Below are 23239 nucleotides of genomic sequence, written 5' to 3' on the forward strand. Positions count from 1 at the left end.
TCTCAGTGCGAAACTAATATTACTGAACGGAAAGTGTGCAGGATTTGATGACTATGCCGACCGAAACCGCCCCGCGCCTCAAGCTTGAGCAATACCTGGGCTTGCAGATCAAGCGCCAGCGCCAGGCCCAGGATCTGAAATTGTCTGACGTGGCCAAGATTGCCGATATCAGCCAAGGCATGTTGAGCAAGATCGAAAACGCCCAGGTGTCCACCAGCCTCGACACCCTGAGCCGTCTGTGCGACGTGCTCGGCCTGCCTCTGTCCAAGTTGTTCAGCGAATACGACCAGCAAGATGGCAGTGCGCTTCTGGTCAAGGCTGACCAGGGCATGGAAGTGGTGCGCCGTGGCACCGAGAAAGGCCATACGTACCATCTGCTCAACCATACCCGCGGGCCGAAGAAAAGCTTCGAGGCCTATATGGTCAGCATGGATGACGCGAGTGAGGAGTTTCCGACCTTCTCTCACCCCGGCACCGAATTCCTTCACTTGCTCGAAGGCGAACTGATCTATCGTCACGGCAATCAGCTTTACCGCATGGAAGCCGGCGACAGCCTGACGTTCGAAGGCGAAATCCCCCACGGCCCCGAGCAACTGGTGCAGGTGCCTATCCGCCTTTTGTCGATCATGAACTACGGCAACGACAAAGAGTAACGCCTCCCTCCCGATGCATGAAGATCAACCTGTGGGAGCGGGCTTGCTCGCGAATGCGATGTGTCAGTTGTCATCTATATCAACTGACAGAGCGCATTCGCGAGCAGCCCGCTCCCACATTTTTGACCGCGTTCGACCGACGGAAACGAGTCGCCTTCCCTCGCAAAAAAAATTCCCCTCAGTTAAAAAACTTTCCCAAACCTCTAGACGTTCAGCCTCCACTCCCCTATAAAGCCATTTCAGGAATATTTTATTCCCAACAAGAAAATAAGCTCATGGATGAGCCTGCCGCCCGTTGATGATTTTTTTCGCTATGCGATGAGCTGCCGCCATCATCCCGAGGACGTGTCATGCAACACGAAAAAAACCATTTCATCATCAAGATCACCTGTCCTGCGGTGTCCGGCATCGTCGCTGCCGTCACCACCTATCTGGCGGACAACCGTTGCTACATCGGGGAGATGGCGCAATTCGACGACGACTTCAGCGGTCGTTTTTTCATGCGTGCGGTGTTTCGCTTCAACGACGGCCACTCAGGCGACCTGCAACAGATCAAGGACGGTTTCGCCCATGTCGCCCAAGCCTTCGACATGACCTGGGAATTGTATGACACCCGCGAGCCGATGCGCGTGTTGCTGATGGTCAGCAAGTTCGACCACTGCCTGACTGACCTGCTCTACCGCTACCACAAGGGCGAGATGGACATGACCATCACCGCCATCGTCTCCAACCACCTCGACCTGCGCCCGATGGCCGAACGCGAAGGTATTCGCTTCATTTACCTGCCAGTGACCAAGGAGACCAAGGCCCGGCAGGAAGCCGAGCTGATGAAGATCGTCGACGACACCGGCACCGAGCTCGTGGTGTTGGCGCGCTACATGCAGATTCTCTCCGATGACCTGTGCAAGCAACTCTCGGGCCGGGCGATCAACATTCACCATTCGTTCCTGCCCGGCTTCAAAGGCGCCAAGCCCTATCACCAGGCCTACCAGCGTGGGGTGAAACTCATTGGCGCCACCGCTCATTACGTCACCAGCGACCTCGATGAGGGACCGATCATTGAGCAGGAAGTGCAGCGCGTCGACCACGTCTACCTGCCCGACGACCTGGTGGCCACCGGCCGTGACACCGAAACCGTGGCCCTGTCCAAGGCAGTCAAATACCACCTGGAGCACCGGGTTTTCCTCAATCAGGACAGAACGGTGATCTTCCGGTGAACACGCACAAACTGATCGACGGCAAAGCCACCGCCGCCCGCGTGCTGGTACAGGTCCGCAAGGACGTGGAGCGCCTGCGCGAGCAAGACATTCAACCGGCACTGGCGGTGATTCTGGTGGGCAGCGACCCAGCCAGCCAGGTCTATGTGCGCAACAAGATCCTGCGCGCCGAAGAGGTGGGTATCCGCTCGCTGGAACATCGGCTGCCCATGGATACCAGCACTGAACAGTTACTCATTCTGATCGCCCGATTGAATGCCGATCACTCGATCCACGGCATTCTTCTGCAACTGCCACTGCCCGCTCATATCGATGAATTACGGGCACTGGAGGCAATCGCACCGGACAAGGACGTCGACGGATTCCACAGTCAGAACGTCGGCGGCCTCAGCCAGGGTCGTACGGTACTCGCACCTTGCACCCCCAGTGGTTGTTTGTATTTGCTGGAGCAAACCTGTGGTGATCTGCGCGGTAAGCACGCAGTAGTGATCGGCCGCTCGAACATCGTCGGCAAACCCATGGCCGCGCTGTTGCTGCAGGCCGATTGCTCGGTGACCGTCCTGCATTCGCGCAGCCCGGATCCCCAGGCGCTGTGCCGGCAGGCCGACATCGTCATCGCCGCCGTGGGTCGTCCCCGGCTGATCGACGCCAGTTGGCTCAAGCCTGGCGCCGTGGTGATCGACGTCGGCATCAACCGCATCGACGACGATGGCCACAGCCGTCTGGTGGGCGACGTCGACTTCGACAGCGCCCTGGCCCATGTCGCGGCGATCACCCCGGTGCCCGGTGGTGTCGGCCCGATGACCATTGCCTTCCTGATGAAAAACACTGTCACCGCAGCCCTTGCACAACACCAGGCCCAACGCAGCCAATCGGAGGCCCTATGCCATTCAATCTATTGAAATACGGGCTGAGTTCGGAGTACCCGGTGGAAGTGGATTTGCCGCCACCCCGCGAACTCAAGTCGAGCTATGACGTGGTGATCATTGGTGCCGGTGGCCACGGCCTGGCCATCGCGTACTACCTGGCCAAGTACCACGGCATCACCAACGTCGCGGTGTTGGAGAAGTCCTACCTGGGCGGCGGCAATACCGCGCGCAACACGGCGGTGATCCGCTCCAACTACCTGACCAGCGAAGGCGTGCGCTTTTATGCCGAGTCAGTGCGGATGTTCCAATCGCTGTCCAACGAATTCGATTTCAACATCATGTACTCCGAGCGCGGCCAACTGACCCTGGCCCACACCGACGCCACGGTGCGGTCGTTCCGCCAGCGCGCCGAAGTCAACAAGCACTTCGGCGGCCGCAGCGAGATGATCGACCGCCAGCAGATCCGTGAACTGGTGCCCAGTCTCAACCTCGATCCCGGCCACTTGCCGGTACTCGCCGGCCTGTGGCACATCGACGGCGCCACCGCCCGCCACGACGCTGTGGCCTGGGGTTACGCCAAACAAGCCGCCAAGCGTGGTGTGGAAATCCACCAGCTCACCGAAGTCCAGGACCTGATCATCGAAAACGGCACCCTCACCGCGGTCAAGACCAACCGCGGCACCATCAAGTGCGGTTGCGCGGTGCAGGCGATTGCCGGGCACAGTTCGCTGCTGATGGCCAAGGCCGGGATTCGTTCGCCGATCCAGACCTTTCCGCTGCAAGCGATGGTCACGCAGCCGTTCAAGCCGTTTCTCGATCCACTGGTGAGTTCCTCTGCCTTGCACTGCTATGTGCAGCAAACGAGTCGTGGCGAGGTGGTGTTCGGCGGCGGCTCCGACCCCTATCCGCTGTTCAATACCCGTTCCACGCTCGATTTGAAGGAAAGCCTGCTGGCCCATGCCATCGAGATGTTCCCGTTCCTGGCCAACGCCAAGCTGATGCGCCAATGGGCCGGGATCACCGACATGACCCCGGACTACAGCCCGATCATGGGCCTGTCACCGGTGAACAATTACTACCTCGACGCGGGCTGGGGCACCTGGGGCTTCAAGGCCACGCCGATCTGCGGCAAGACCATGGCCGAGTTGGTCGCCAGCGGCGGCAAGGTGCCAGAGCTGATCAAACCGTTCGGCCTCGAACGTTTCTCGACCTTCCAGCAAGTCAACGAAATGGGCGCCACGGCGGCCAGTCACTGACGCAGAGCAGACTATGAAAATCATGAATTGCCCGCTCAACGGGCCGCGCAATATCAGCGAGTTCACCTATGGCGGCGAATTCAAACCCATGCCCGACCCGGTCACGTGCAGCGACGGCGAATGGGCGGACTACGTGTTCAACACCGACAACCTCGCCGGCGTGGTGCGTGAATGGTGGATGCACACCCCCTCCAGCTACTGGTTTCTCGCCGAGCGGCATACCGTCACCGACGAAATCCTGCGGACCTTCGATCCCAAGGAACTCTTCAGCACCCGTGTCGAATTCAACGCCGCTGCCAAGGAGATCGCAGGATGAAGCGCCTACCCGCCCCCATGGGCTTGTTGATCGACCGTAATCAGCCGCTGGATTTCAGTTTCGACGGGCAGCGCTACCAAGGCTTGCAAGGCGACAGCATCGCCAGTGCCCTGTTGTCCAACGGGCGTTTCCTGATCTCCCGCTCGTTCAAATACCATCGCCCACGCGGCCCGCTGACCATGGCCGGCCAGGATGCCAACAGCCTGGTGCAATTGCCCCAGGAGCCCAATGTGCTGGCCGATGCCTATGCGCTGTCCGCGGGTTTGCAGGTGACGGCGCAGAACGTCAATGGTTCGCTGGATAACGACCGCGACGCCTACCTGGGCAAGTTCTCCAAATTCATGCCGGTGGGCTTCTATTACCGTTCGTTCTTCAAGCCCAAGGGCATGTGGAAAGTCTGGGAACCGATCATTCGCAAAAAGGCCGGCCTCGGTATACTCGACCTGAAGTTCCAGCCTGAGTACTACGACAAGGCCTACCTGTTTACCGACGTCGCCGTCATCGGTGCCGGTCCCGCCGGCCTGCACGCCGCCCTGACCGCGGCCAACGCCGGAGCCAAGGTGTTGCTCATCGAGCAACAGCCGGTTCTCGGCGGGTCGCTGACCTATGCCCGCTTCGACATCGACGGCAACAAGGCTGAAAACCTGCGCCGCGAACTGCTCGCGACGGTCGAGCAGCACGCCAATATCCAGATCCTCACCGAAGCCACGTGCAACGCCTGGTTCACCGATAACTACCTGCCGGTGATCCAGGGCAAACGCCTGTACAAGGTCCGCGCTCGCCAGTGCCTGGTGTGCAGCGGCGCGTTCGATCAGCCGGTGATCTTTCGCAACAACGACCTGCCGGGCGTGATGCTGACCAGCGCTGTGCAACGGTTGATGAAGCTGTACGCGGTCAAACCGGGTAACCGCGCCGTGGTGCTGACGGGCAACGACGATGGCTACCTCGCCGCGCTTGATCTGCATGACCAGGGCGTGGAGGTCGTCGCTGTAGTGGACCTGCGCCAAGGGCCTTCGGACGAAGCCCTGCTGCGCGCACTGGCGCAACGCAAGATCAACCATCAGGGCAACAGCACCGTCTATGAAGCCCAGCACGAGAAAGGCATGCGCCATATCAACGGCGTCGACGTGCGCCAGATCACCGCACAGGGCCAGGTCGCCGAGAGTGGGCAACATCTGGCGTGCGATTTACTGTGCATGTCCGCCGGTTACATGCCGGTCTATCAACTGCTGTGCCAGGCCGGTGGCAAACTGGCCTACGACGATCAACGGGCCGAGTTCACGCTCAGCGGCCTGCCAAGGAATCTGAATGTCGCCGGCTCGGTCAACGGCCGGCACCATCTGGATAACGTGATTGCCGATGGTGTGAATGCCGGTGCCGAAGCCGCCTCCGCGCTAGGCCTGACCGTCAGCACGCAACGCGTGCCATTGACTGGTGAGGCTCGGGTCAATTTCAATTGGCCCATCTTCCCGCACCCCAAAGGCAAGGACTTCGTCGACTTCGACGAGGATCTGCAAGTGGCCGACATCGTCAACGCCACCCGCATCGGCTATCGCGATGTGCAACTGGTCAAGCGCTACTCCACCGTCGGCATGGGACCGTCTCAGGGGCGTCACTCGGCGCTGCCGACCGCCCGGCTGGTGGCGTGGGCCACGCAACGCAACATCAGCGAAACCGGTGTGACCACGGCGCGACCGCCGTTTGTGGCCGAGAAGCTGGCGCATGTCGCCGGTCGCGCATTCGATCCCTACCGACAAACACCGATGCATGCCCGTCACCTGCAAGCCGGGGCGAAGATGATGCCCGCCGGCATCTGGCAACGTCCGGCCTACTACGGTGATGCCAAGGATCGCGAGGCCTGCATGCAGGCCGAAGCCCTGCATGTGCGCAACAAGGTCGGCCTCATCGACGTCTCGACATTGGGCGGCCTCGATGTACGTGGCCCGGACGCCGCCGAGCTGCTCAACCGCCTGTACACCTTTGCCTTCCTCAAACAGCCGGTCGGCCGCTCCCGCTATGCGCTGATGACCAACGAGCACGGCGTGGTCATCGATGACGGTGTCTGCGCGCGGTTTGCCGAGAACCATTTCTACGTCACCGCCACCACCAGTGGCGTCGACCGGATCTATCAGCAAATGCTCAAGTGGAACGCGCAATGGCGCCTCGACGTGGATGTCGCCAACGTCACCGCGGCCATTTGCGCGGTCAACCTCGCCGGGCCCGATTCACGCAAGGTACTGGAACAAGTCTGTACCGACCTGGATCTGAGCGCTGAAGCGTTTCCTTATCTGGGCGTGCGCCAGGGCACCGTGGCCGGCATCAAGGCCCGTTTGCTGCGAGTGGGTTTTGTCGGCGAGCTGGGCTATGAAATCCATGTACCGGCGCGCCACGGGCTCATGCTCTGGGACGCGCTGATGGAGGCTGGCAAGGCCCATGACATCCGCCCCTTCGGCGTCGAAACCCAGCGCCTGCTGCGCCTGGAAAAAGGCCACGTGATCATCAGCCAGGACACCGACGGCATGACCCATCCGGCGGAAATCGACATGGGCTGGGCGGTCAGCCGCAGCAAGCCGTTCTTCGTCGGCCGGCGCTCGGTGGACATCCTCGAAGCCCAGCCGCTGAAACGCAAACTGGTGGGCTTCAGCCTACCGAAGAACAGCCCGCAACCACTTGAAGGACATCTGGTGCTCAACGGGCCGGACATCAGTGGGAATGTCACGTCCTGCGAATATTCCGCCACCCTCGGCAAGATCATTGGCCTGGCCTACGCCGGCATCGACCAAAGCATCCCGGGGCAACGCATCCCGATCCGGGTCGAAGGCGGCATCGTCGTCCAGGCCGAGGTGGTGCAGTTGCCCTTCTTTGATCCCGACAACCAACGCCAGGAGCTTTGAGCCATGACCAGTCTGAAAGAACAACACACCGGCGGGCAACAGGCTCTCGTGCCGTTGCCCACGTGCACGCTGGCGGACTTAACTGACCTGCCTCGGGTGGGTTTTCGTGGTGCTCACAGTGCCGCGTACTTGCAAGGTCGCCATTTCATTCTGCCGCACGCCCCTAATCGCGCCGAGGTCCAGACCGATGGTAGCCAAGTGGCGCGCCTGTCGCAGACCGAATATCTGTTGCTGGGCAGCCTCGAAGACCAAGGCCAGCGCATTGCCGACGAAGAAGCCCGTTGGGAACTCGATCACCAAGCCAACTATCTGCTGCCTCGTCAGGACAGTCATGCCTGTTTCCAACTGACCGGAGAGCACCTGAGCGAAGTGATGGCCAAGCTCTGTGGGGTCGATCTGAGCCCGCAGGCGTTCGATCCGGGGGCGGTGGCACAGACTTCGGCGGCCCGCATCAATGTGATCGTGATCAACTCCAGTACCGCGCAGCAGGCGAGTTTGCACATTCTGTGTGATCGGGCGTCGAAAGCGTATTTCCGGGAGGCTTTGCTGGACGCGATGGAGGAGTTTTCCGGGCAGGCAACGGATGGAACGACAGTCTGACGCCAGGCAGAAACAAGACGAACTGGAAGCTTACTGCCCCCTCCAGGACAGAGGGGGTTTCCAGAATGACGCGACAAAAGGACCGCGGCCCTCTCACCCAACCACCTAAATCACCGCCCGCAATTCCCGTGGCGACAGGCCGTAGTGTGAGCGAAAGCGCACTGCAAAACGCGAGGCCGAAGCGTAGCCGCTGGCGCCGGCAATTTCACCGATGGAACGAGACGTGGTTTGCAACCATTGCAACGCCATTGCCAGTCGAACGCTTTCCAGAATATTCCTGAAACTGTCCCCCTCATTAGCCAGTTGGCGGCGCAACGTCGACTCCCCCAGGTTCAGGTGTTGGGCGACGCCAGCCACCGTCCAGTCGCTCTCCGGGCTGCTCATTACCAACTGCTGCACGCGCTCGCACAGTGGATCGTTGCGATCCATCAGCAGAGGTCCGGCCAAACCGCCGAGACCCAGGCTCAGAAGAACCGCCTCCCCGTAGTGTGTGCGCAATGCATCCGGGGCGCCCGCATTGATGGCGGCCAATAACTGATCCCATGCCTGTGTGGTGTGCCTGTCCAGCGGGACACACAGATCTGTGTTCAGCGTTCTGTGGCGGCTGACGATCTGCTGTCGATAGCGGAGGTTGAAATTACGCAGTATCGAACTGGGAAAGGTCACTGCATCGGCGATGTAGTCACCTTGAGGACCAGGAAAATTTGAGATACCCAGTTCGTGTCCGGCCGGCATCAGTATCAGATGTCGCGGCCCGACACGCATCTCCCGGTCATCCCATTGCAGCAGTTTTTCCCCTTGGCGTACCCGACACAAGGTGGTCGCGAATATCGACACCCGCTGCAATGTATGGGGCTGTCGCGCCCGTATGACACACGCATCGACGACGCTCTCCCGGTGCTGCGTGCCAATACTTGGGTGCATCGTTTAACGTCCGTAAGTTGAAGTGATGGTCGCTTTGGCCAAGGCGTTGGCATTGAGCATGTAGCCCACCAATGCACCACTGGCCTGGTTATCGAGGGGCAGCTTATCGACTTTCAACGCCCATACGGTGAATTGATAGCGATGTGGCTTATCCCCTACAGGTGGGCAAGCCCCACCAAATCCCGGTTGACCATAATCGGTTCGCCCTTGTACCGCACCGGCAGGCAGGTTCGAACCGACCCCTCTTGGCAAACTCTTGGTTGAAGCCGGCAGGTTGACCACCGTCCAATGCCACCAGCCACTGCCGGTCGGAGCATCGGGATCGTAGACGGTGACAGCATAACTTTTAGTACCCGCCGGGGCATTGCTCCAGGAAAGCTCGGGCGAAGTATTCCCCCCTTCACAACCGAACCCCTGGAACACCTCGCGACTGGTCAACGGGCGGTTTTCAGCAATGTCTTGGCTCGTCAGCGAGAAGTCGGCAGCGTGTCCAGCGAGGACAACGCCCATGGACAATACGGATAGAATTATTCTGGTGTTCATCGTGACCTCATTGAATCGGTGTGAAGCACGAGTCTAGAGAGCGCGCAGAATGATTACTGTGCCGAAATGCTCGATCATTGTGCCGAAACGCTCGCACCGCTATAGAGCAGCAACGAATGGCCGGCACAGGTAGGCTTTTGCGCGCTCGTTGGGCTAACCTTGGCGCATTACGACCCATCGCCCCCAGCGCTGGCGAAACCACCCGTAGCCACTGACCAAGGCGATACCGCCCAGCACCAGCGTCGCACCCACGATGAAGTTCGGCTCCAGCGGTTCGTCCAGCAGCCAGACGCCAAAGCCAATGCCGAACAACGGCGTCATGAACGACAGCACTCCCAGTTGCGAAGCGAGGTAGCGGCGCAGCAGGGAGAACCAGATCAGGAAGCTGGCGAAGGACACCAGCAACACCTGGAATGCCATGCTGGCGATGAGTTGTGGCGTAGGGTTGATCGTCGTTTGCCCCAGAGCTGCCGACATGCCGATCAGCAGCAGCCCGGCGCCGATCAATTGATACAGCAGCGTCTGACTGGCGGGCAGATTCGTCAACCGCGAACAACGCACCGTCACCGTGGTTGCGCCCCACAGCGCGCCAGCCAACAAGCCCATGCCGTCACCGAGCAATGAGCTGCTGCTCGCCGCACCCGCCCCTCCACTGAAGGCAACCACGATCCCCGCGAATGCAACGGCAATGCCTAGCCATTGCGCCGGCTTGAGGCGTTCGCTCGGCAGTTTCCAGTGCAAGCCGAGGGCGGCGAACATCGGTGCGGTGTACAGGAAAATCACCATGTGTGAAGCCGTCGTATGACGCAGGCCTTCGCCTACCATCACGAACTCCAGGGCGAACAACAACCCAACCAGCATGCCTGGGCGCCAACTGCCATCGGTCAGAGACAGGCGCTCACCCCGGGCCAACACCAAGAGCCAGACCAGTACCGCCGCGATGGCCGAGCGCACACCCAGTTGCAGCATCGGCGCCATGTCGGCGGCGCCGGCCTTGATTGCGACTTGCTGGAAACCCCAGATGGCACAGAGGCCAGTCATCAGGGCGCAGACCTGGCCATCCAGGGCGCGGCGGGTGGTCATGGGAAGATCCTTGGGCAGAAATAGATGAAAGGATTGTCTGCCTGACACCTTTGCTGGATATAGTGATTACCCGACAAGCCATCCCGGTAATCCGCCATTGCGGTCGATATGCAGCCTCCAGCCCAACATCTGAAGATTCCTCCGTTCGACGCAGCCCTGCCCTCGCCGATTTTCTTTCGCAGCGCCTGCATGCCGGCCCATGCGACTTACCCCCGGCACAGGCATGCCTGGGGTGAGTTCGTCTACTCCTACAGCGGGGTGATGGAAATCGAGATCGCCCAGCATCATTACCTGGCGCCACCGCAGTACGGCATCTGGCTGCCACCGGACATGGAACACGTGGGGTTCAATCGGCATGAGGCCTGCCATTGTTCGTTGTACCTGGCCGCCGAACTGTGCGACGCACTGCCTGCCGTGCCCTGTGCGCTGACCTTGAGCCCGCTGATTCGCGCGTTGCTGGAAGAACTGCGCAGCGACCCGCCAAGCCAGCCACAGACGCCCGAACAGCAGCGTTTGTTGCAGGTGCTGGTGGACAAGCTGGCGCGGGCGCCCCATGCCGGCAGCTACCTGCCGTCCTCGGATGATCCACTGCTGGGCCCCGTGCTGCGGGCCTTGGAGGCGAACCCCAGCGATCCGCGTTCCTTGCCGCAACTGGCCCGCGCCGCCAACACCACCGAACGCACGTTGATGCGCCGGGCGCAACGGGACCTGGGCATGTCACTGGTGGAATGGCGCCAGCGCCTGAGAGTCATTGAAGCCCTGGCCCTGCTCGAACGTGGTCAGAGCGTGGAAACCATCGGCCTGGACCTGGGCTACAGCAGCGCCTCGGCATTCATCAGCATGTTTCGCAAGATGATGGGCACCACACCGGATGAGTATCGGCGCAGGCACATGCCTGGATGACGAGGGTGGTGCTGGGATTGCTATCGCGAGCAGGCTCGCTCCCACAGGGGGTCTTGGGTGTCCATGAGTTTTGCGCTCACCGCAGGCTCATTGTGGGAGCGAGCCTGCTCGCGATGGCGGTGGGTCAGCTTGCATGGATGTTGGATGTGAGAGCCCTTTCGCGAGCAGGCTCGCTCCCACAGGGATTCTGGGATGTTCATGGATATTGAATTCACCGCAGATCCACTGTGGGAGCGAGCCTGCTCGCGATGGCGCCAGTGGGTTTGGCCTCGATTTCGGCACTGATCCCAAACCGCCCCGCCATCTCCCTGCGGCCACTGGCCGTCAACCCCAGCGCCCGGCTGTCCAGGTCCTGGATCACCCATTTGCGCTTGATCGCCACTTGCAGCAACGCTGCGCCCAAGGCTCCGCCCAGGTGCGGGCGGCGCATGCTCCAGTCCAGGCAGGGACAGGCGAATCGGCGGCGTTGCGTGGCGAGGTGCTGGACATCGACGCCCAATCCCTCGAATAGCGCCTCGCCGGATTCACTCAATCGATAGCCCTCGCCCTCCAACGCCACCAGCCACCCGGCCTCGATCATCCGGTCATGCAGGCGCACCGCCAAGGTGCCGGCCATGTGGTCGTAGCAGGTGCGGGCGAATTGCAGGCGATCCGGTGTACGCGGCGTGAAGGTCGGCGTGGCGCCCTGGCCGATCACCATCAACGCCTCCAGTGCCTGGGCGACGCGCGGGTCCGCGAGGCTGTAGTAACGATGACGGCCCTGGACGTGCAGGCGCACCAAGACCATTTGCTTGAGTTTCGCCAGATGGGCACTGGCAGTCGAGGCGCTGACCTCGGCGATGCTCGCCAACTCGGTACTGGTGCGGGCATGGCCGTCCATCAGTGCACACAGCATTCGGGTGCGGGCCGGCTCGGCAATGGCCGCGGCCACCTGGGACACGCCCAGATCATGCTGCTCTGCGTTCATATTTCGCTCCTCGACGAATCAAGCCATGCATCGACTGGAGATAGTAGCAACAGAGCCTTTCAATCGTCTCGGGTCAGGACTTCCAGCAACTCGATTTCAAAGATGAGGTTGGCATTGGGCTTGATGTGAGCGCCCATGGATCGTTCACCGTAGGCCAGGTGCGCCGGTACCAGCAGCTTGCGCTTGCCACCGACTTTCATACCCATCAGGCCCAGGTCCCAGCCCTTGATGACGCGACCGGTGCCGATCACACACTGGAAAGGTTTGCCGCGGCTGTAGGACGAGTCGAATTCGGTGCCGTCTTCAAGGGTGCCGCGATATTGGGTGGTAATCAGCGCACCTTTGACTACGCTTTTGCCGTCGCCCTGTTCCAGGTCAATAATTTGCAGTTCTTCGTTCATGGCGTATCGCTCTTGTGATCCAGGCGCGGGTTTTTCGCAGAAATCAGGACGCATGGCAAACGTTGTCTGCCATGCAGCAGGGAACCGCGAAGGACTCTTCGGTTCACATGGGTATCGACCCTGCATTTCAGATAAGGATTTTCTGATGATCGACTCTCGCCCGCTCCACGGTTTCATTCCTCCCTACATTCTCAATCGCATCATCGCCCACGGCTCCGAACAGCAACGCTCCAGCGCCCTCGGCACCTTGACCCACGTGCGCAGCCTGCGGCACAACCCCGGTCCGCCCAGCACCCCGCCCGTCGCCGCGGCGCTGCCCAAGCCCGGCAAGGCCGGACACCCACAGCGCAGCGTGCATGACGCTCAAAACACCATGGAGCTGCCCGGCCAGCCGGTACGCCTGGAAGGCCAACAGGCCAGTGGTGACCCGGCCGTGGACGAAGCCTACGATGCCCTCGGTGCCACCTATGATTTTTTCTGGAAAATCCTGGGGCGCGACTCCATCGACAACAAGGGCTTTGCCCTAGTAGGCAGCGTGCATTATGGCCAAGGCTATGAAAACGCCTTCTGGAACGGCGCGCAGATGGTATTCGGCGACGGCGATGGCGAAATTTTCCAGCGTTTCACCCGCTCCCTGGACGTGGTCGCCCACGAGTTGGCCCATGGCGTCACCGAAAGCGAGGCCGGGTTGATCTACGCCAACCAGTCCGGGGCGCTGAACGAATCCATCTCCGATGTGTTCGGTGTGCTGGTCAAGCAGTTCGTGCTCGAACAGACCGCCGACCAGGCCGACTGGCTGATCGGCGCCGACCTGCTCACCGACAAGATCAACGGCGACGGCCTGCGCAGCATGTCCAACCCCGGTAGCGCCTACGACGATCCGTTGCTGGGCAAAGACCCGCAACCGTCACACATGCGCGAATTCGTCATTACCCGTGAAGACAACGGCGGCGTGCACATCAACTCCGGCATCCCCAACCGGGCCTTTTATCTGGTGGCGACCACGCTGGGCGGATTTGCCTGGGAAAAGGCCGGCCGGATCTGGTATGAAACCTTGTGCGACAGAAGACTGCCCAACGACGCGTCCTTCAGTACCTTCGCCCGCTTGACCGTCGAGCATGCCCGCCAGCGCTTCGGCACGCGGGAAGTACAAGCGGTGCAGAACGGCTGGGCCCAGGTTGGCGTCGACCTGACACAGGAGAGCTGATGAAAACCCTTCCAGACCTCGACGACAAGGCCGTGGTACGGCTGTCCCGCCAGGGCGGCGTGGCCGCCATCCACGCGCTGACCCGACCACGGGAAATCGAGTTCGCCCAGTGCGACCTCGACCAGCGCATACGTATCTGCTCGGTGCTGGAGGGCTGCCTGCCGCTGACCTCCTCCACGCCTGGGCGCGGCGACCAGCGGTTTTTCCAGATCGAGGTGCGCTATCGCGCCAACGACCAGGACGACGAAATGGTGCTGCAGGTGCCCGAGGACCAGGCACCCGGCGAACTGGTTCACCTTTGGGACAAAGGCGAAGTGCTCTGAGATTTAACGTGTGGCCGGAACGATCTTGACGATGGCGCCGGACACGGTTTCGATCAGCAGGTACTTGTCGTCGATCTGCACCCATTGCTGCTCTTTTGTCGGCTGCTCGAGTTTTTTCTGTTTCCAGTCTTTCATGGCTCTGTCCGCGCGCTGGTAGTCCGCCGGTACCCGGTCATTCTCCACCAGCCGACGGCCATTGCTCGGCGAATGCTCCAGGGCGTCTCCGGTTTTCTCGACCGCCTGCGCAACAGGCCCAAGGGCTCCGAGGCCGGCGATCAGGACCAGGCTGGCGATCAGGGTGGGTTTGCGCATAGAAAAAACTCCAGTTATTCAAGGGACTGAAGCTGGGACTTCGCGGGCGGCGAATCATTCCCTTTACTGCAACGACTGAAGCTGGGAGCCCGCCATCCCCCGTGGCGAGGGAGCTTGCTCCCGCTGGGCTGCGCAGCAGCCCCAATCCAGGCGACGCGGTCATCCAGTGATATGGCTCTCACCGGGTTTACGACTGCTGCGCAGCCGAGCGGGAGCAAGCTCCCTCGCCACGGGTCGCGCATGGCATAGTGACGAGCCTGGAACTAAAACACTCGCCGGACGCCCTCTCTATGAGCACCACCACCTCCTCCCCTGCCCTCAAGGAAATCTTCAACAGCGCCCGCCTGGAGCACATCGCCGGCGAAATGCGAGCGGTGTATCCGGCATTCGACGCCAAGGCGTTCTTGCACATGGCCAACGACGGGCTGGCCCAATTGTCGGTGATGCAGCGCATGGCCCGAGTCAGTGAATGCCTGCATGCGGTGCTGCCCCTCGATTATGAAGCGTCGCTGGAGGTGTTGCGCGCCGTGGCCCCGCGCCTGAACAGCATGTTCGTCAGTATGTTCCTGCCTCACTACGTAGCGTCTTACGGCCGGCATCGCTTCGACGTGTCGTTGGACGCACTCAAGTATTTCACCCGGTTCGGCTCCTCGGAGTTCGCCGTGCGGCACTTCCTGCGCGACGACCTGGAACGCACCCTCAAGGTCATGCACGGCTGGGCGCTGGACGCCAACGAGCACGTACGTCGCCTGGCCAGCGAAGGCAGCCGGCCACGCTTGCCATGGTCGTTTCACCTGGAGCCGATCCAGGCCAACCCAGACCTCACCGCCGCGATCCTCGACACGCTCAAGGCCGACGACAGCCTTTATGTACGCAAATCGGTGGCCAACCACCTCAACGACGTCACCAAGCAGCATCCGGAATGGGTGCTGGACCGGATCGAAGGCTGGCCTCTGCAAGACCGCCATACGGCGTGGATCGCCCGACATGCCCTGCGTAGCCTGATCAAACAAGGCAACCCCAGGGCCCTGGGCATCATCGGGGTGGGCGGCAAGGCGCAGGTCCAGGTACTGGATTTGCAGGTGACGCCTGCGGTGATTCGCTTGGGGGAACAGGTCACGCTGTCCTTCAAGGTGCAATCAACCCTTGAACAGAGCCAACGCCTGGTGATCGACTACGCCGTCGACTACGTGAAAGCCTCGGGCGGCACCTCGGCCAAAGTCTTCAAGCTCAAGACCTTCGACCTGCCCGCCCGGGGCTGCGTCAACCTCAGTCGCTCCCAACACATTCGCGAGCTGACCACCCGCAAGCATTACGCGGGCCGGCATGCCGTGCACCTGCTGGTCAACGGCGAGCGAATGGGTAGCACGGCGTTCGATATCGTCCCCTGAGGGTGCCTCAGACCACCGCTACGCGTTTGGCCTGGCGTATCTCCTTCAGGAAACGCTCGGCCGGCAGCGGATGACCGAGCAGATAGCCCTGTAGCGAATCGCAGCCCAACTGGGTCAGGAAGTCTTGCTGCACATTGGTCTCCACGCCTTCGGCGACGATCCGCAAGCCCAGGGCCTGGCCGAGGGCGACGATGGCCGAGACGATGGCTGCATCATCGCTGTCATGTTCCAGGTCACGCACGAAACCGCGATCGATCTTCAACTCGTTGGCCGGCAGGCGCTTGAGGTACATCAGGCTCGAATAGCCGGTACCGAAATCGTCGATGGACAGGTCCACCCCCATGTCCGAGAGCTGTTGCAGCACCGTCATGCTCGCGTCCGCATCGCTCATGGCGGTGGTTTCGGTGATTTCCAGGGTCAGGCTGTTGGCCGGCAGCTGATGCGTCTCCAGCGCCTTGGCCACGCTCTGCACCAGGCCGGTGTGGCAGAACTGCAAGGCCGACAGGTTCACCGCAATGCGCCAGTCGGTATAACCGAGCACATACCATTCGCGCATCTGCCGGCAGGCTTCGTTCAGTACCCACTCGCCGATCGGGATGATCAAGCCGGTCTTTTCCGCCAGGTCGATGAACGTGTCGGGCATCAACAGGCCCTGGGTCGGGTGGGTCCAGCGCAACAGGGCCTCGGCCCCCACCGGACGGCCGTTGGCCGCGTCGAACTTGGGCTGGTAATGCAGGCTGAACTGCCGCTGTTCGACGGCCGTGCGCAGGTCTTGCAACAGTTGCAATTGCTTGCGGGCATTGCTGTTCATCGAGGCGTCGAAAAAGCTGTAGCCGTTTTTGCCGGCGCCCTTGGCGTGATACATCGCCGCGTCGGCATTCATCAGCAGTTCCTCGGCGCTCCGGCCGTTGCCCGGGTAAAGGGCGATGCCGACGCTGGCGGATATCTGCAAGTCATGGTCAGCCACCCGGAACGTGCGTCCGATCAAGCCGACCTGACGTGCCGCCAACCGCAGGGCATCGTCGGGCTCGACCAGTTGCACCAGCAGCACGAACTCATCACCGCCGATCCGCGCCAGGGTATCCTGGCTGCGCAGGTCTTCGCGCAGGCGCAGGGCTACGTCCCGCAGCAATAAATCGCCCATGTGATGGCCGAAAGCATCGTTGACCGGCTTGAAACCATCGAGGTCGATGAACATCAGGGCGAAGCAACCGCCCTGCTCTTGCACAAGGTGCATGGCCTGGTCGATACGATCGGCCAGCAATACACGGTTGGGCAGTCCGGTGAGAGGGTCGTGCAGGGCCAACTGGGTCAGTTCCCGGTTGGCCTGGGTCAGGGACTGGGCCAGCTCGGCGGTCCGGGCTTCCAGGCGCGCGTCGAGAATCGAGGTCAGCAAGGCAATGGCCAGCACCGCCAGGGTGGTGATCAACACCAGATTATCCAGGCCCTTGCCGCTCAAGCCGTCCAAAGAGCCACAAAAGCTGCCCTCGCTGAACCGTGCCCCGGCCATGCCGGTGTAGTGCATGCCGACGATGGCAATGCCCATGACCACCGCGGCCCCCGCGCGAGCCAACCGCACGTGGGGAGTGTTCTGGCGCAGGCGAAAGGCAATCCACAGCGCCGCAGCAGACGCGCCGACGGCAATCACCAGCGAAGCCCCGAACAGCGTCGGGTCATAATCGATGCCTGGCTGCATCCGCAGTGCAGCCATGCCGGTGTAATGCATGGCGCTGATCCCGGCGCCCATGATCAGCGCGCCAAAAGCCAGTTGCCACGCCGGCAATCGCGGCTGGCTGACCAGCCACAGGGCAAAACCGCTGGAGAGAATGGCGGTCAGCAGCGACAACGCGGTGATCGATACGTCGTAGCCAAGCTCGATCGGCAAAGTGAACGCCAGCATGCCGATGAAATGCATGGACCAGATGCCCACCCCCATCGCCAATGCGCCCCCCACCATCCACAAATGCGCCGCGCGCCCTTGGGCGGTCGCGATACGCCCGGCCAGGTCCAACGCGGTGTAGGAAGCCAGCACGGCAACAAACAAGGAAATTGAAACCAGGGCGGGGGAATAACTGCCGATGAGCATGGTTTTTTCTCGTAATTGGAGAACCGGACTGCTTCCATGCCCGGTTGGAGGCCGGCGATTGTACTTAATCGTGACAGGGACGCACGAGCCAAATGTCAAAAAGCCATCAACTCGGGAGTATTTTCGACGAAAGACACTACTCCCAACAGGGTGAAAAATTTTGAAGCCATCAATCATTCGTTCACCGCAAATCCTGTGCCCGCCCAGATATCCCTGTGAGAGCGAGCCTGCTCGCGATAGCGGTGGGTCAGCTTGCATCAGTGTTGAATGTGTCGCCGCCATCGCGAGCAGGCTCGCTCCCACAATGGATCTTCAGTGAACACAAATCCTGTGCCCGGCCCAAATCCCCCTGTTGGAGCTTGCTCGCGATGGCGGTGGGTCAGTCTGTACGCGGGGCCCGGGCCGTTCAGCTACTCTCGAAGAACCACTTCAAGGAGGATCCAATCATGAACGTTTCAGCCAACCGGGCCTTGACCACCGCACTCGTGGTGATCGATGTACAGAACGACTTCATCCCCGGCGGCCAACTGGCTGTGCCAGGGGGTGATGAGATCGTGCCGTTGATCAACCGGCTCGGCCAATCCTTCAGGCACGTTGTTCTCGCGCAGGACTGGCACCCGGCCGGGCATGCTTCGTTTGCCTCTAGCCACCCGGGCAAGCAACCTTTCGGCACTGTCCAATTGCCCTACGGCGAGCAGACACTCTGGCCCGACCACTGCCTGCAGGGTAGCCACGGTGCCGCGTTGCACCCGGCGCTCAAGCTTGACCATGCCAAGCTGATCATCCGCAAAGGCTGCAACCCGGACATCGACAGCTACTCAGCCTTCATGGAAGCGGACCATCAGACCCCGACCGGTTTGACCGGATACCTCAAGGAGCGTGGCATCGACACCGTGTACCTGGTGGGGCTGGCCCTGGATTTTTGCGTGATGTTCTCGGCGCTGGATGCCCGGCTGGCCGGGTTCAACGCATTTGTGGTGCTGGATGCCTGCCGGGGCATTGATCGGGAGGGCTCGATGGCGGCGGCGATCCGGCGGATGCAGGAAGCGGGCGTGCAATTGATCGAGTCCAGCGCGATAGACGGTCGGCCCTTCGCTTGATGGCTCATACTAGGCATCTCCTTTCCGGACAGTGAGTCTCCATGCCCTTCCTCGCCCGTACCCACCCACGTCTTTCCAGCGCCACGGTCCTTGGCCTGGCGGTGGGTATCCTGGTGCCCGTGGATTCGGTCATCAGCAAAATCCTGATCGGCTGGAATGTCGGTGTCTGGACCTACCTGGTGCTGATGTTCTGGCTGACCGTGCGGGCCAAGGCGCCCGATGTGAAGCGCATCGCCGAAATCGAAGATGAAAATGCCGGGCTGGTGCTATTGATGGTTTGCGTCGCAGCGTTGGCCAGCCTGGCGACCATCACCTTCGAGCTGGCAGGCAGCCGCGACCTGCAAGCCGCCGGCAAGCTGTTGCATTACGGGTTCACGGCAATCACCGTAATCGGCTCTTGGTTGCTGATCGGGGTGATCTTCAGCGTTCACTACGCGCGGTTGTATTACACCTGGGAGGGCAAGGAGCCGGCGCTGCGGTTTGCCGAGGGGCTGACCACGCCCAATTATTGGGACTTCCTGTATTTCTCGTTCACCATCGGGGTCGCGGTGCAGACCTCCGACGTGGGGGTCGCCACGCGGCAGTTGCGCAAGATCGTGCTGGCGCAATCGTTGATCGGGTTTGTGTTCAATACGGCGATCCTGGGGTTTTCGATCAATATTGCGGCGGGTTTGTTTGGGTGAAGAGCATTGGGGCCGCTTCGCGGCCCAGCGGGAGCAAGCTCCCTCGCCACAGGGTCAGCGTCGAGCAATAGAGAGTAGGCAACCTCAGGACAGTGTGGGCAGCCACAACCGGAAGCGCGCGCCGCCCAGTGGCGAGGCCTCGACGGTCAGTGTGCCGCCCTGGGCTTCCAGGGCCCGGCGGCTGATGGCCAGGCCGAGGCCGAAACCGCCCGTGGCACGGTCGCGGCTGCGGTCCAAGCGGTAGAACGGTTCGAACACGCGCTCGCGTTCGCTGTCGGGAATACCGATGCCGTCGTCGTCGACCCAGATCTCGCAGCCTTGCTCACCCACCCGCACGCCGACCTGGATGCGCTTTTCGCAATAACGCATGGCATTGCGCAGCAGGTTCTGCAACGCCCGTGCGGTCAGGCGTGGGTCCAGCACGAAACGCTCCAGGGCCCCATGCAACAGCACGTCGATCACCACGTCCGGTGCCGCCAGGTCCTCGTCGATGCTGCCCAGGATGCTGTCGATGAACTCGTCCAGCGCCACTTCGACCCGTTCGGGCAAGCGTTGCGGGTTTTGCAAGCGGCTATAGGACAGCAGTTCCAACACCAACTCATCCAGCTCGCGAATGTGCGCCACCAGCCCTTGCAGACGCTCGCGACTGGGCGCCGGCAGGTCATCGGACAGCGCCAGGGCCAGGCCGAAGTCGAGCCGCGTCAGGGGCGTGCGCAGTTCGTGGGACACGGCATTGAGCAAATCCCGCTGTTGGTTGAGCAGGTTCTCGATGTCCCCCGCCATCGTGTCGAACACGTGGGCCAGGCTGCCGATGTTCGAACTGGAGGCGATGTGCGTACGCTCCCCCAGATGACCTTTGCCGAAACGCTCGGCGGTGCGCCGCAGGCGTTCCAGGTCGCGCCAGTGGGGCCGCAACCAGAGCAACAGGCAGGCCAGCATCGTCGCGCCGATCAACACGTTGATGCTCCAGTACAACCAGCTGACATCGGCCGGGTCCGGCGGCACGACCATCTTCACCGCCGTGCGCTCATCCAGCGGCGCCGCCGCCAGGGTTCGCCAGGCCCAGTCGCCAAGGCGCACCACATTCTCGCCGCGCTTGAGCCGCGCCTGTTCATCGGCGCTGAAGCCCTGGTCATCGACAGCGGCCAGTTCGATGCGCAGCGGCTCGAACTCCTTGTCCATCTGCGCCGCCAGCACCGGCCACTGCTCGCTGGGCACGGCGCGGAACTGCTTGACCATCAAGGTTTGCAGGCCACGGGAGTAATCGAGGTTGTAGGTCAGGAAACGCTCGTGGAACAGGCGGATCACCAGTTCCGGCATCAGGTAGATCGCCGCGCTGTAGGACACGATGGTGACCAGGTAAAGGCGAATCAGCAGCTTCCACATCGGCTCAGCATTCCCACTCGGAACGACTGAACAGATAGCCCTTGCCCCACACGGTCTTGATCTTGCGGGCTTCGTCGGCGTTGTCGTCGAACTTGCGTCGCAACTTGGAAATCGCCACGTCCACCGAACGGTCGGTGCCGTTGAATTCGATACCCCGCAGGCGTTGCAGGATCTGGTCGCGGCTCAGCACTTCGCCGGAATGCCGGGCCAGCACCACCAGCAGGTTGTATTCGCCGCTGGACAACTCCACCGCTTGCCCGCGCCAGGTCACCGTGCGTTCGGACAGGTCGATGCACAGGTTGCCCATGAGGATGCGGTCGTTGGCCGTCTGCGGCTCGGTGAGGCTGCTGCGGCGCAACAAGGTGCGTACCCGCGCCAGCAACACCCGGGGCTCGCAAGGCTTGGTGACGTAGTCGTCGGCGCCCATTTCCAGGCCCAGGACCTGGTCATGGCTGTCGTCCCGGGCGGTGAGCATCAGGATCGGCAAGGTCGCCGAGTCGGCCCGCAGCAGGCGGCAGACTTGCAAGCCGTCCAGCCCCGGCAGCATCAGGTCGAGGATCACCAGGTCCGGCGGATCGACCCGCGCCCGTTCACGCACATGATCGCCACGGCTGAGCACGCTGACCTGATAGCCGTTGCGTTCCAGGTAGCTGGCGATCAGTTCGGAGAGCGCGGTGTCGTCTTCGACCAGGAGGATGTTGGGCATGGGTGTTTCCAGAAATGTGCTGTGGCGCCGGATAAATCGCTATCGCGAGCAGGCTCGCTCCCACATTGAGTCAACTCAGGTCCCTGTGGGAGCGAGCCTGCTCGCGATGAGGCCCTGCCAGGCGCAGAAAATCTCAAGCTGCCAAGGATATACGCCCTCACTCATCCACGAGCAAAACCCTTACACAATTTCACACAGCCTCTACAAAACTTTACCGCTGGGCCCGCAACAAATCCGCCGCGCACGAGGCGATCCGCTGGCACGCATCCGCCAGTTTCAGTTGATCGACCACCAACCCGATGCGGATATGCCCCGCCGCACTCGGCCCGAACGCCTCGCCGGCCAGCACCGACACGCCGTAGTCGTCCAGCAGCCGCTCGGCAAAAGCCTGGGCACCCAGGCCGGTCTGGCGCACGTCGACCATCACGAACATGCCGCCATCGGGCCGCACCGGCTTGAGGCCCGGGCAGTCATCGAGCATGGCGCAGACCAGGTCCCGGCGCTGGCGATACTCCTCGTGCATCTGCGCCACTTCCGGCAAGTCTCGCTCCAGCGCCACCTGGGCGGCCCGCTGCACGAAGTCCGGCAAGCCGAACAGCATGCACAAGGACAGGTTCGCCAAATGGTCGGCAAGGGACTCAGGGCCAATGACCCACCCGATGCGCCAACCCGTCATGGCGTGGGATTTGGACAGGCTATTGATTGTCGCGGTACGCTCGGCCATACCCGGCAGGCTGGCCGGGCTGATGTGTTCGCCGTCATAGAGCAGATCGCTGTAGACCTCGTCACTGATCAGCCACAGGTCATGGTCAATGCACAGCCGCGCCAATGCTCGCCAGGTGGACATTGGCAGGCTGGCACCGGACGGGTTGTTCGGGCTGTTGAGCAGTATCGCCCGGGTACGCGGGGTCACAAGACGGGCAACGTCCGCAGGCTCGACCCGAAAACCGTTCTCCGGGCGAACCGCCACCGGCACCACTTTCGCCCCGCAGGCACCGAACACCGCTTCATAGGTGACATACATCGGCTCGGCGACGATGACTTCGTCGCCAGGGTTGAGCAGGCATTGCGCGACCGCATACACCGCGCACTGCGCCCCTGGCAGCACGATGACCTGTTCGGCTCCCACCGGCTGGCCGCAGCGCAGGCGATGACGCCGGGCGATGCTGGCCCGCAAGGTGTGCAGGCCGCGGATGTCCGAGTAGTGGGTCTCCCCGGCCCGCAGGCTGGCCACGGCGGCGTCGACAATGGCACGCGGCGTGTCAAAGTCTGGATCGCCCACTGACAGCAACAGCACATCCTCGCCCTGTTCGCGCAGGGCCAGCGCCCGGTCGTGAATCTGCCAGGCGGCGGCGCCATCGCCGGTGATGCGTTGGGTCAAAGCTGAAAAGCGCATGTACGTCTCCTGATTGCGCGATG

At 61.9% G+C, this 23239-nt stretch carries 23 protein-coding genes; 13 read left to right on the top strand and 10 right to left on the bottom strand.

All coding sequences use genetic code 11. The features are described from left to right. Nucleotides 1-53: 53 nt before the first annotated feature. From DTP52_RS21595 to DTP52_RS21625, 7 genes are all read left to right on the top strand, one after another. Nucleotides 54-653: a helix-turn-helix domain-containing protein gene (locus DTP52_RS21595; RefSeq protein ID WP_162893819.1), complete on the top strand. Its 600-nt coding sequence runs from the start codon at nt 54-56 to the stop codon at nt 651-653. Nucleotides 654-1003: 350 nt separating this feature from the next. Next, nucleotides 1004-1870 (top strand): formyltetrahydrofolate deformylase, encoded by an 867-nt coding sequence (gene purU, locus DTP52_RS21600; RefSeq protein ID WP_109755156.1) that lies wholly within the window; start codon nt 1004-1006, stop codon nt 1868-1870. Then, nucleotides 1867-2772, top strand: coding sequence for a bifunctional methylenetetrahydrofolate dehydrogenase/methenyltetrahydrofolate cyclohydrolase FolD (gene folD / locus DTP52_RS21605; protein ID WP_109755157.1), 906 nt, complete (start codon nt 1867-1869; stop codon nt 2770-2772). The genes purU and folD overlap by 4 nt, the downstream gene beginning before the upstream one ends. Continuing rightward, complete coding sequence (locus DTP52_RS21610; RefSeq protein WP_109755158.1) at nt 2754-3995, top strand: FAD-dependent oxidoreductase; 1242 nt, start codon at nt 2754-2756, stop codon at nt 3993-3995. The genes folD and DTP52_RS21610 overlap by 19 nt, the downstream gene beginning before the upstream one ends. 13 nt (nt 3996-4008) lie before the next feature. Then, entirely contained in the window at nt 4009-4311 is a 303-nt protein-coding gene (locus DTP52_RS21615; protein WP_109755159.1) for a sarcosine oxidase subunit delta, read from the top strand. Beyond that, nucleotides 4308-7205 (top strand): 2Fe-2S iron-sulfur cluster-binding protein, encoded by a 2898-nt coding sequence (locus tag DTP52_RS21620; RefSeq protein ID WP_109755160.1) that lies wholly within the window; start codon nt 4308-4310, stop codon nt 7203-7205. The genes DTP52_RS21615 and DTP52_RS21620 overlap by 4 nt, the downstream gene beginning before the upstream one ends. A 3-nt stretch (nt 7206-7208) precedes the next feature. After that, complete coding sequence (locus DTP52_RS21625; protein WP_109755161.1) at nt 7209-7805, top strand: sarcosine oxidase subunit gamma; 597 nt, start codon at nt 7209-7211, stop codon at nt 7803-7805. A gap of 105 nt (nt 7806-7910) precedes the next feature. Here DTP52_RS21625 and DTP52_RS21630 read toward each other — a convergent pair whose 3' ends face one another. From DTP52_RS21630 to DTP52_RS21640, 3 genes are all read right to left on the bottom strand, one after another. After that, on the bottom strand, nt 7911-8729 hold the full coding sequence (locus tag DTP52_RS21630; protein WP_109755162.1) for a helix-turn-helix transcriptional regulator: 819 nt from the start codon (nt 8727-8729) through the stop codon (nt 7911-7913). 3 nt (nt 8730-8732) lie between these two features. Further along, nucleotides 8733-9272 (bottom strand): kinase inhibitor, encoded by a 540-nt coding sequence (locus DTP52_RS21635; RefSeq protein ID WP_109755163.1) that lies wholly within the window; start codon nt 9270-9272, stop codon nt 8733-8735. Nucleotides 9273-9425: 153 nt separating this feature from the next. Then, complete coding sequence (locus DTP52_RS21640; RefSeq protein ID WP_109755164.1) at nt 9426-10355, bottom strand: DMT family transporter; 930 nt, start codon at nt 10353-10355, stop codon at nt 9426-9428. A gap of 108 nt (nt 10356-10463) precedes the next feature. Here DTP52_RS21640 and DTP52_RS21645 point away from each other — a divergent pair, with 108 nt between their 5' ends. Then, entirely contained in the window at nt 10464-11258 is a 795-nt protein-coding gene (locus DTP52_RS21645; RefSeq protein ID WP_109755165.1) for a helix-turn-helix domain-containing protein, read from the top strand. A gap of 211 nt (nt 11259-11469) precedes the next feature. On the opposite strand, the gene DTP52_RS21650 is transcribed toward DTP52_RS21645, so the two are convergent. Continuing rightward, a complete protein-coding gene (locus DTP52_RS21650) occupies nt 11470-12225 on the bottom strand; it encodes a helix-turn-helix transcriptional regulator (RefSeq protein ID WP_109755166.1) in 756 nt (251 codons plus the stop codon). 59 nt (nt 12226-12284) lie between these two features. Beyond that, nucleotides 12285-12626 (bottom strand): FKBP-type peptidyl-prolyl cis-trans isomerase, encoded by a 342-nt coding sequence (locus DTP52_RS21655; RefSeq protein ID WP_003182897.1) that lies wholly within the window; start codon nt 12624-12626, stop codon nt 12285-12287. 145 nt (nt 12627-12771) lie between these two features. Between DTP52_RS21655 and DTP52_RS21660 the strand changes: the two genes are divergently transcribed. After that, nucleotides 12772-13833 carry a M4 family metallopeptidase gene (locus DTP52_RS21660; RefSeq protein WP_109755167.1) on the top strand — a complete coding sequence of 354 codons (1062 nt, stop codon included), beginning with the start codon at nt 12772-12774 and terminating at the stop codon, nt 13831-13833. Continuing rightward, nucleotides 13833-14156, top strand: coding sequence for a protealysin inhibitor emfourin (locus DTP52_RS21665; RefSeq protein WP_109755168.1), 324 nt, complete (start codon nt 13833-13835; stop codon nt 14154-14156). Before DTP52_RS21660 ends, DTP52_RS21665 begins: the two co-directional genes overlap by 1 nt. 3 nt (nt 14157-14159) lie before the next feature. Here the strand turns inward: DTP52_RS21665 and DTP52_RS21670 are convergent, their stop codons facing one another. Next, complete coding sequence (locus tag DTP52_RS21670) at nt 14160-14468, bottom strand: RcnB family protein (RefSeq protein WP_109755169.1); 309 nt, start codon at nt 14466-14468, stop codon at nt 14160-14162. A 290-nt stretch (nt 14469-14758) separates the two neighbouring features. Here DTP52_RS21670 and DTP52_RS21680 point away from each other — a divergent pair, with 290 nt between their 5' ends. After that, nucleotides 14759-15859 (top strand): DNA alkylation repair protein, encoded by a 1101-nt coding sequence (locus DTP52_RS21680; RefSeq protein ID WP_109755171.1) that lies wholly within the window; start codon nt 14759-14761, stop codon nt 15857-15859. A 7-nt stretch (nt 15860-15866) separates the two neighbouring features. Here the strand turns inward: DTP52_RS21680 and DTP52_RS21685 are convergent, their stop codons facing one another. Beyond that, nucleotides 15867-17945, bottom strand: a complete 2079-nt coding sequence (locus tag DTP52_RS21685; protein ID WP_109755172.1) for a bifunctional diguanylate cyclase/phosphodiesterase — start codon at nt 17943-17945, stop codon at nt 15867-15869. Between the two features lie 446 nt (nt 17946-18391). Here DTP52_RS21685 and pncA point away from each other — a divergent pair, with 446 nt between their 5' ends. Continuing rightward, the gene (gene pncA, locus DTP52_RS21695; protein WP_109755173.1) at nt 18392-19045 is read left to right on the top strand and encodes a bifunctional nicotinamidase/pyrazinamidase; all 654 of its coding nucleotides are present in this window, start codon (nt 18392-18394) and stop codon (nt 19043-19045) included. Nucleotides 19046-19086: 41 nt separating this feature from the next. Further along, complete coding sequence (locus DTP52_RS21700; protein WP_109755174.1) at nt 19087-19728, top strand: DUF1345 domain-containing protein; 642 nt, start codon at nt 19087-19089, stop codon at nt 19726-19728. 84 nt (nt 19729-19812) lie between these two features. Here the strand turns inward: DTP52_RS21700 and DTP52_RS21705 are convergent, their stop codons facing one another. The 3 genes from DTP52_RS21705 to DTP52_RS21715 all read right to left on the bottom strand — a co-directional run bounded on the left by DTP52_RS21705 (nt 19813) and on the right by DTP52_RS21715 (nt 23216). Beyond that, nucleotides 19813-21114 (bottom strand): ATP-binding protein, encoded by a 1302-nt coding sequence (locus DTP52_RS21705; protein WP_109755175.1) that lies wholly within the window; start codon nt 21112-21114, stop codon nt 19813-19815. Nucleotides 21115-21118: 4 nt separating this feature from the next. Then, on the bottom strand, nt 21119-21820 hold the full coding sequence (locus DTP52_RS21710) for a response regulator transcription factor (RefSeq protein WP_109755176.1): 702 nt from the start codon (nt 21818-21820) through the stop codon (nt 21119-21121). Nucleotides 21821-22031: 211 nt separating this feature from the next. Then, nucleotides 22032-23216, bottom strand: a complete 1185-nt coding sequence (locus DTP52_RS21715) for a pyridoxal phosphate-dependent aminotransferase (RefSeq protein WP_109755177.1) — start codon at nt 23214-23216, stop codon at nt 22032-22034. Nucleotides 23217-23239: the final 23 nt, after the last annotated feature.

Origin of the sequence: Pseudomonas sp. 43mfcvi1.1 (genome assembly GCF_900115935.1) — a bacterium.
Classification (GTDB): Bacteria; Pseudomonadota; Gammaproteobacteria; order Pseudomonadales; family Pseudomonadaceae; genus Aquipseudomonas; species Aquipseudomonas bijieensis.

Excerpts from the sequence above, each read along its gene's own strand:
- DTP52_RS21595 (WP_162893819.1), top strand. The coding sequence starts at position 54 with ATGCCGACCGAAACCGCCCCGCGCCTCAAGCTTGAGCAATACCTGGGC.
- purU (WP_109755156.1), top strand. The coding sequence starts at position 1,004 with ATGCAACACGAAAAAAACCATTTCATCATCAAGATCACCTGTCCTGCG.
- DTP52_RS21610 (WP_109755158.1), top strand. The coding sequence starts at position 2,754 with ATGCCATTCAATCTATTGAAATACGGGCTGAGTTCGGAGTACCCGGTG.
- DTP52_RS21615 (WP_109755159.1), top strand. The coding sequence starts at position 4,009 with ATGAAAATCATGAATTGCCCGCTCAACGGGCCGCGCAATATCAGCGAG.
- DTP52_RS21620 (WP_109755160.1), top strand. The coding sequence starts at position 4,308 with ATGAAGCGCCTACCCGCCCCCATGGGCTTGTTGATCGACCGTAATCAG.
- DTP52_RS21625 (WP_109755161.1), top strand. The coding sequence starts at position 7,209 with ATGACCAGTCTGAAAGAACAACACACCGGCGGGCAACAGGCTCTCGTG.
- DTP52_RS21630 (WP_109755162.1), bottom strand. The coding sequence starts at position 8,729 with ATGCACCCAAGTATTGGCACGCAGCACCGGGAGAGCGTCGTCGATGCG.
- DTP52_RS21635 (WP_109755163.1), bottom strand. The coding sequence starts at position 9,272 with ATGAACACCAGAATAATTCTATCCGTATTGTCCATGGGCGTTGTCCTC.
- DTP52_RS21640 (WP_109755164.1), bottom strand. The coding sequence starts at position 10,355 with ATGACCACCCGCCGCGCCCTGGATGGCCAGGTCTGCGCCCTGATGACT.
- DTP52_RS21645 (WP_109755165.1), top strand. The coding sequence starts at position 10,464 with ATGCAGCCTCCAGCCCAACATCTGAAGATTCCTCCGTTCGACGCAGCC.
- DTP52_RS21650 (WP_109755166.1), bottom strand. The coding sequence starts at position 12,225 with ATGAACGCAGAGCAGCATGATCTGGGCGTGTCCCAGGTGGCCGCGGCC.
- DTP52_RS21655 (WP_003182897.1), bottom strand. The coding sequence starts at position 12,626 with ATGAACGAAGAACTGCAAATTATTGACCTGGAACAGGGCGACGGCAAA.
- DTP52_RS21660 (WP_109755167.1), top strand. The coding sequence starts at position 12,772 with ATGATCGACTCTCGCCCGCTCCACGGTTTCATTCCTCCCTACATTCTC.
- DTP52_RS21665 (WP_109755168.1), top strand. The coding sequence starts at position 13,833 with ATGAAAACCCTTCCAGACCTCGACGACAAGGCCGTGGTACGGCTGTCC.
- DTP52_RS21670 (WP_109755169.1), bottom strand. The coding sequence starts at position 14,468 with ATGCGCAAACCCACCCTGATCGCCAGCCTGGTCCTGATCGCCGGCCTC.
- DTP52_RS21680 (WP_109755171.1), top strand. The coding sequence starts at position 14,759 with ATGAGCACCACCACCTCCTCCCCTGCCCTCAAGGAAATCTTCAACAGC.
- DTP52_RS21685 (WP_109755172.1), bottom strand. The coding sequence starts at position 17,945 with ATGCTCATCGGCAGTTATTCCCCCGCCCTGGTTTCAATTTCCTTGTTT.
- pncA (WP_109755173.1), top strand. The coding sequence starts at position 18,392 with ATGAACGTTTCAGCCAACCGGGCCTTGACCACCGCACTCGTGGTGATC.
- DTP52_RS21700 (WP_109755174.1), top strand. The coding sequence starts at position 19,087 with ATGCCCTTCCTCGCCCGTACCCACCCACGTCTTTCCAGCGCCACGGTC.
- DTP52_RS21705 (WP_109755175.1), bottom strand. The coding sequence starts at position 21,114 with ATGTGGAAGCTGCTGATTCGCCTTTACCTGGTCACCATCGTGTCCTAC.
- DTP52_RS21710 (WP_109755176.1), bottom strand. The coding sequence starts at position 21,820 with ATGCCCAACATCCTCCTGGTCGAAGACGACACCGCGCTCTCCGAACTG.
- DTP52_RS21715 (WP_109755177.1), bottom strand. The coding sequence starts at position 23,216 with ATGCGCTTTTCAGCTTTGACCCAACGCATCACCGGCGATGGCGCCGCC.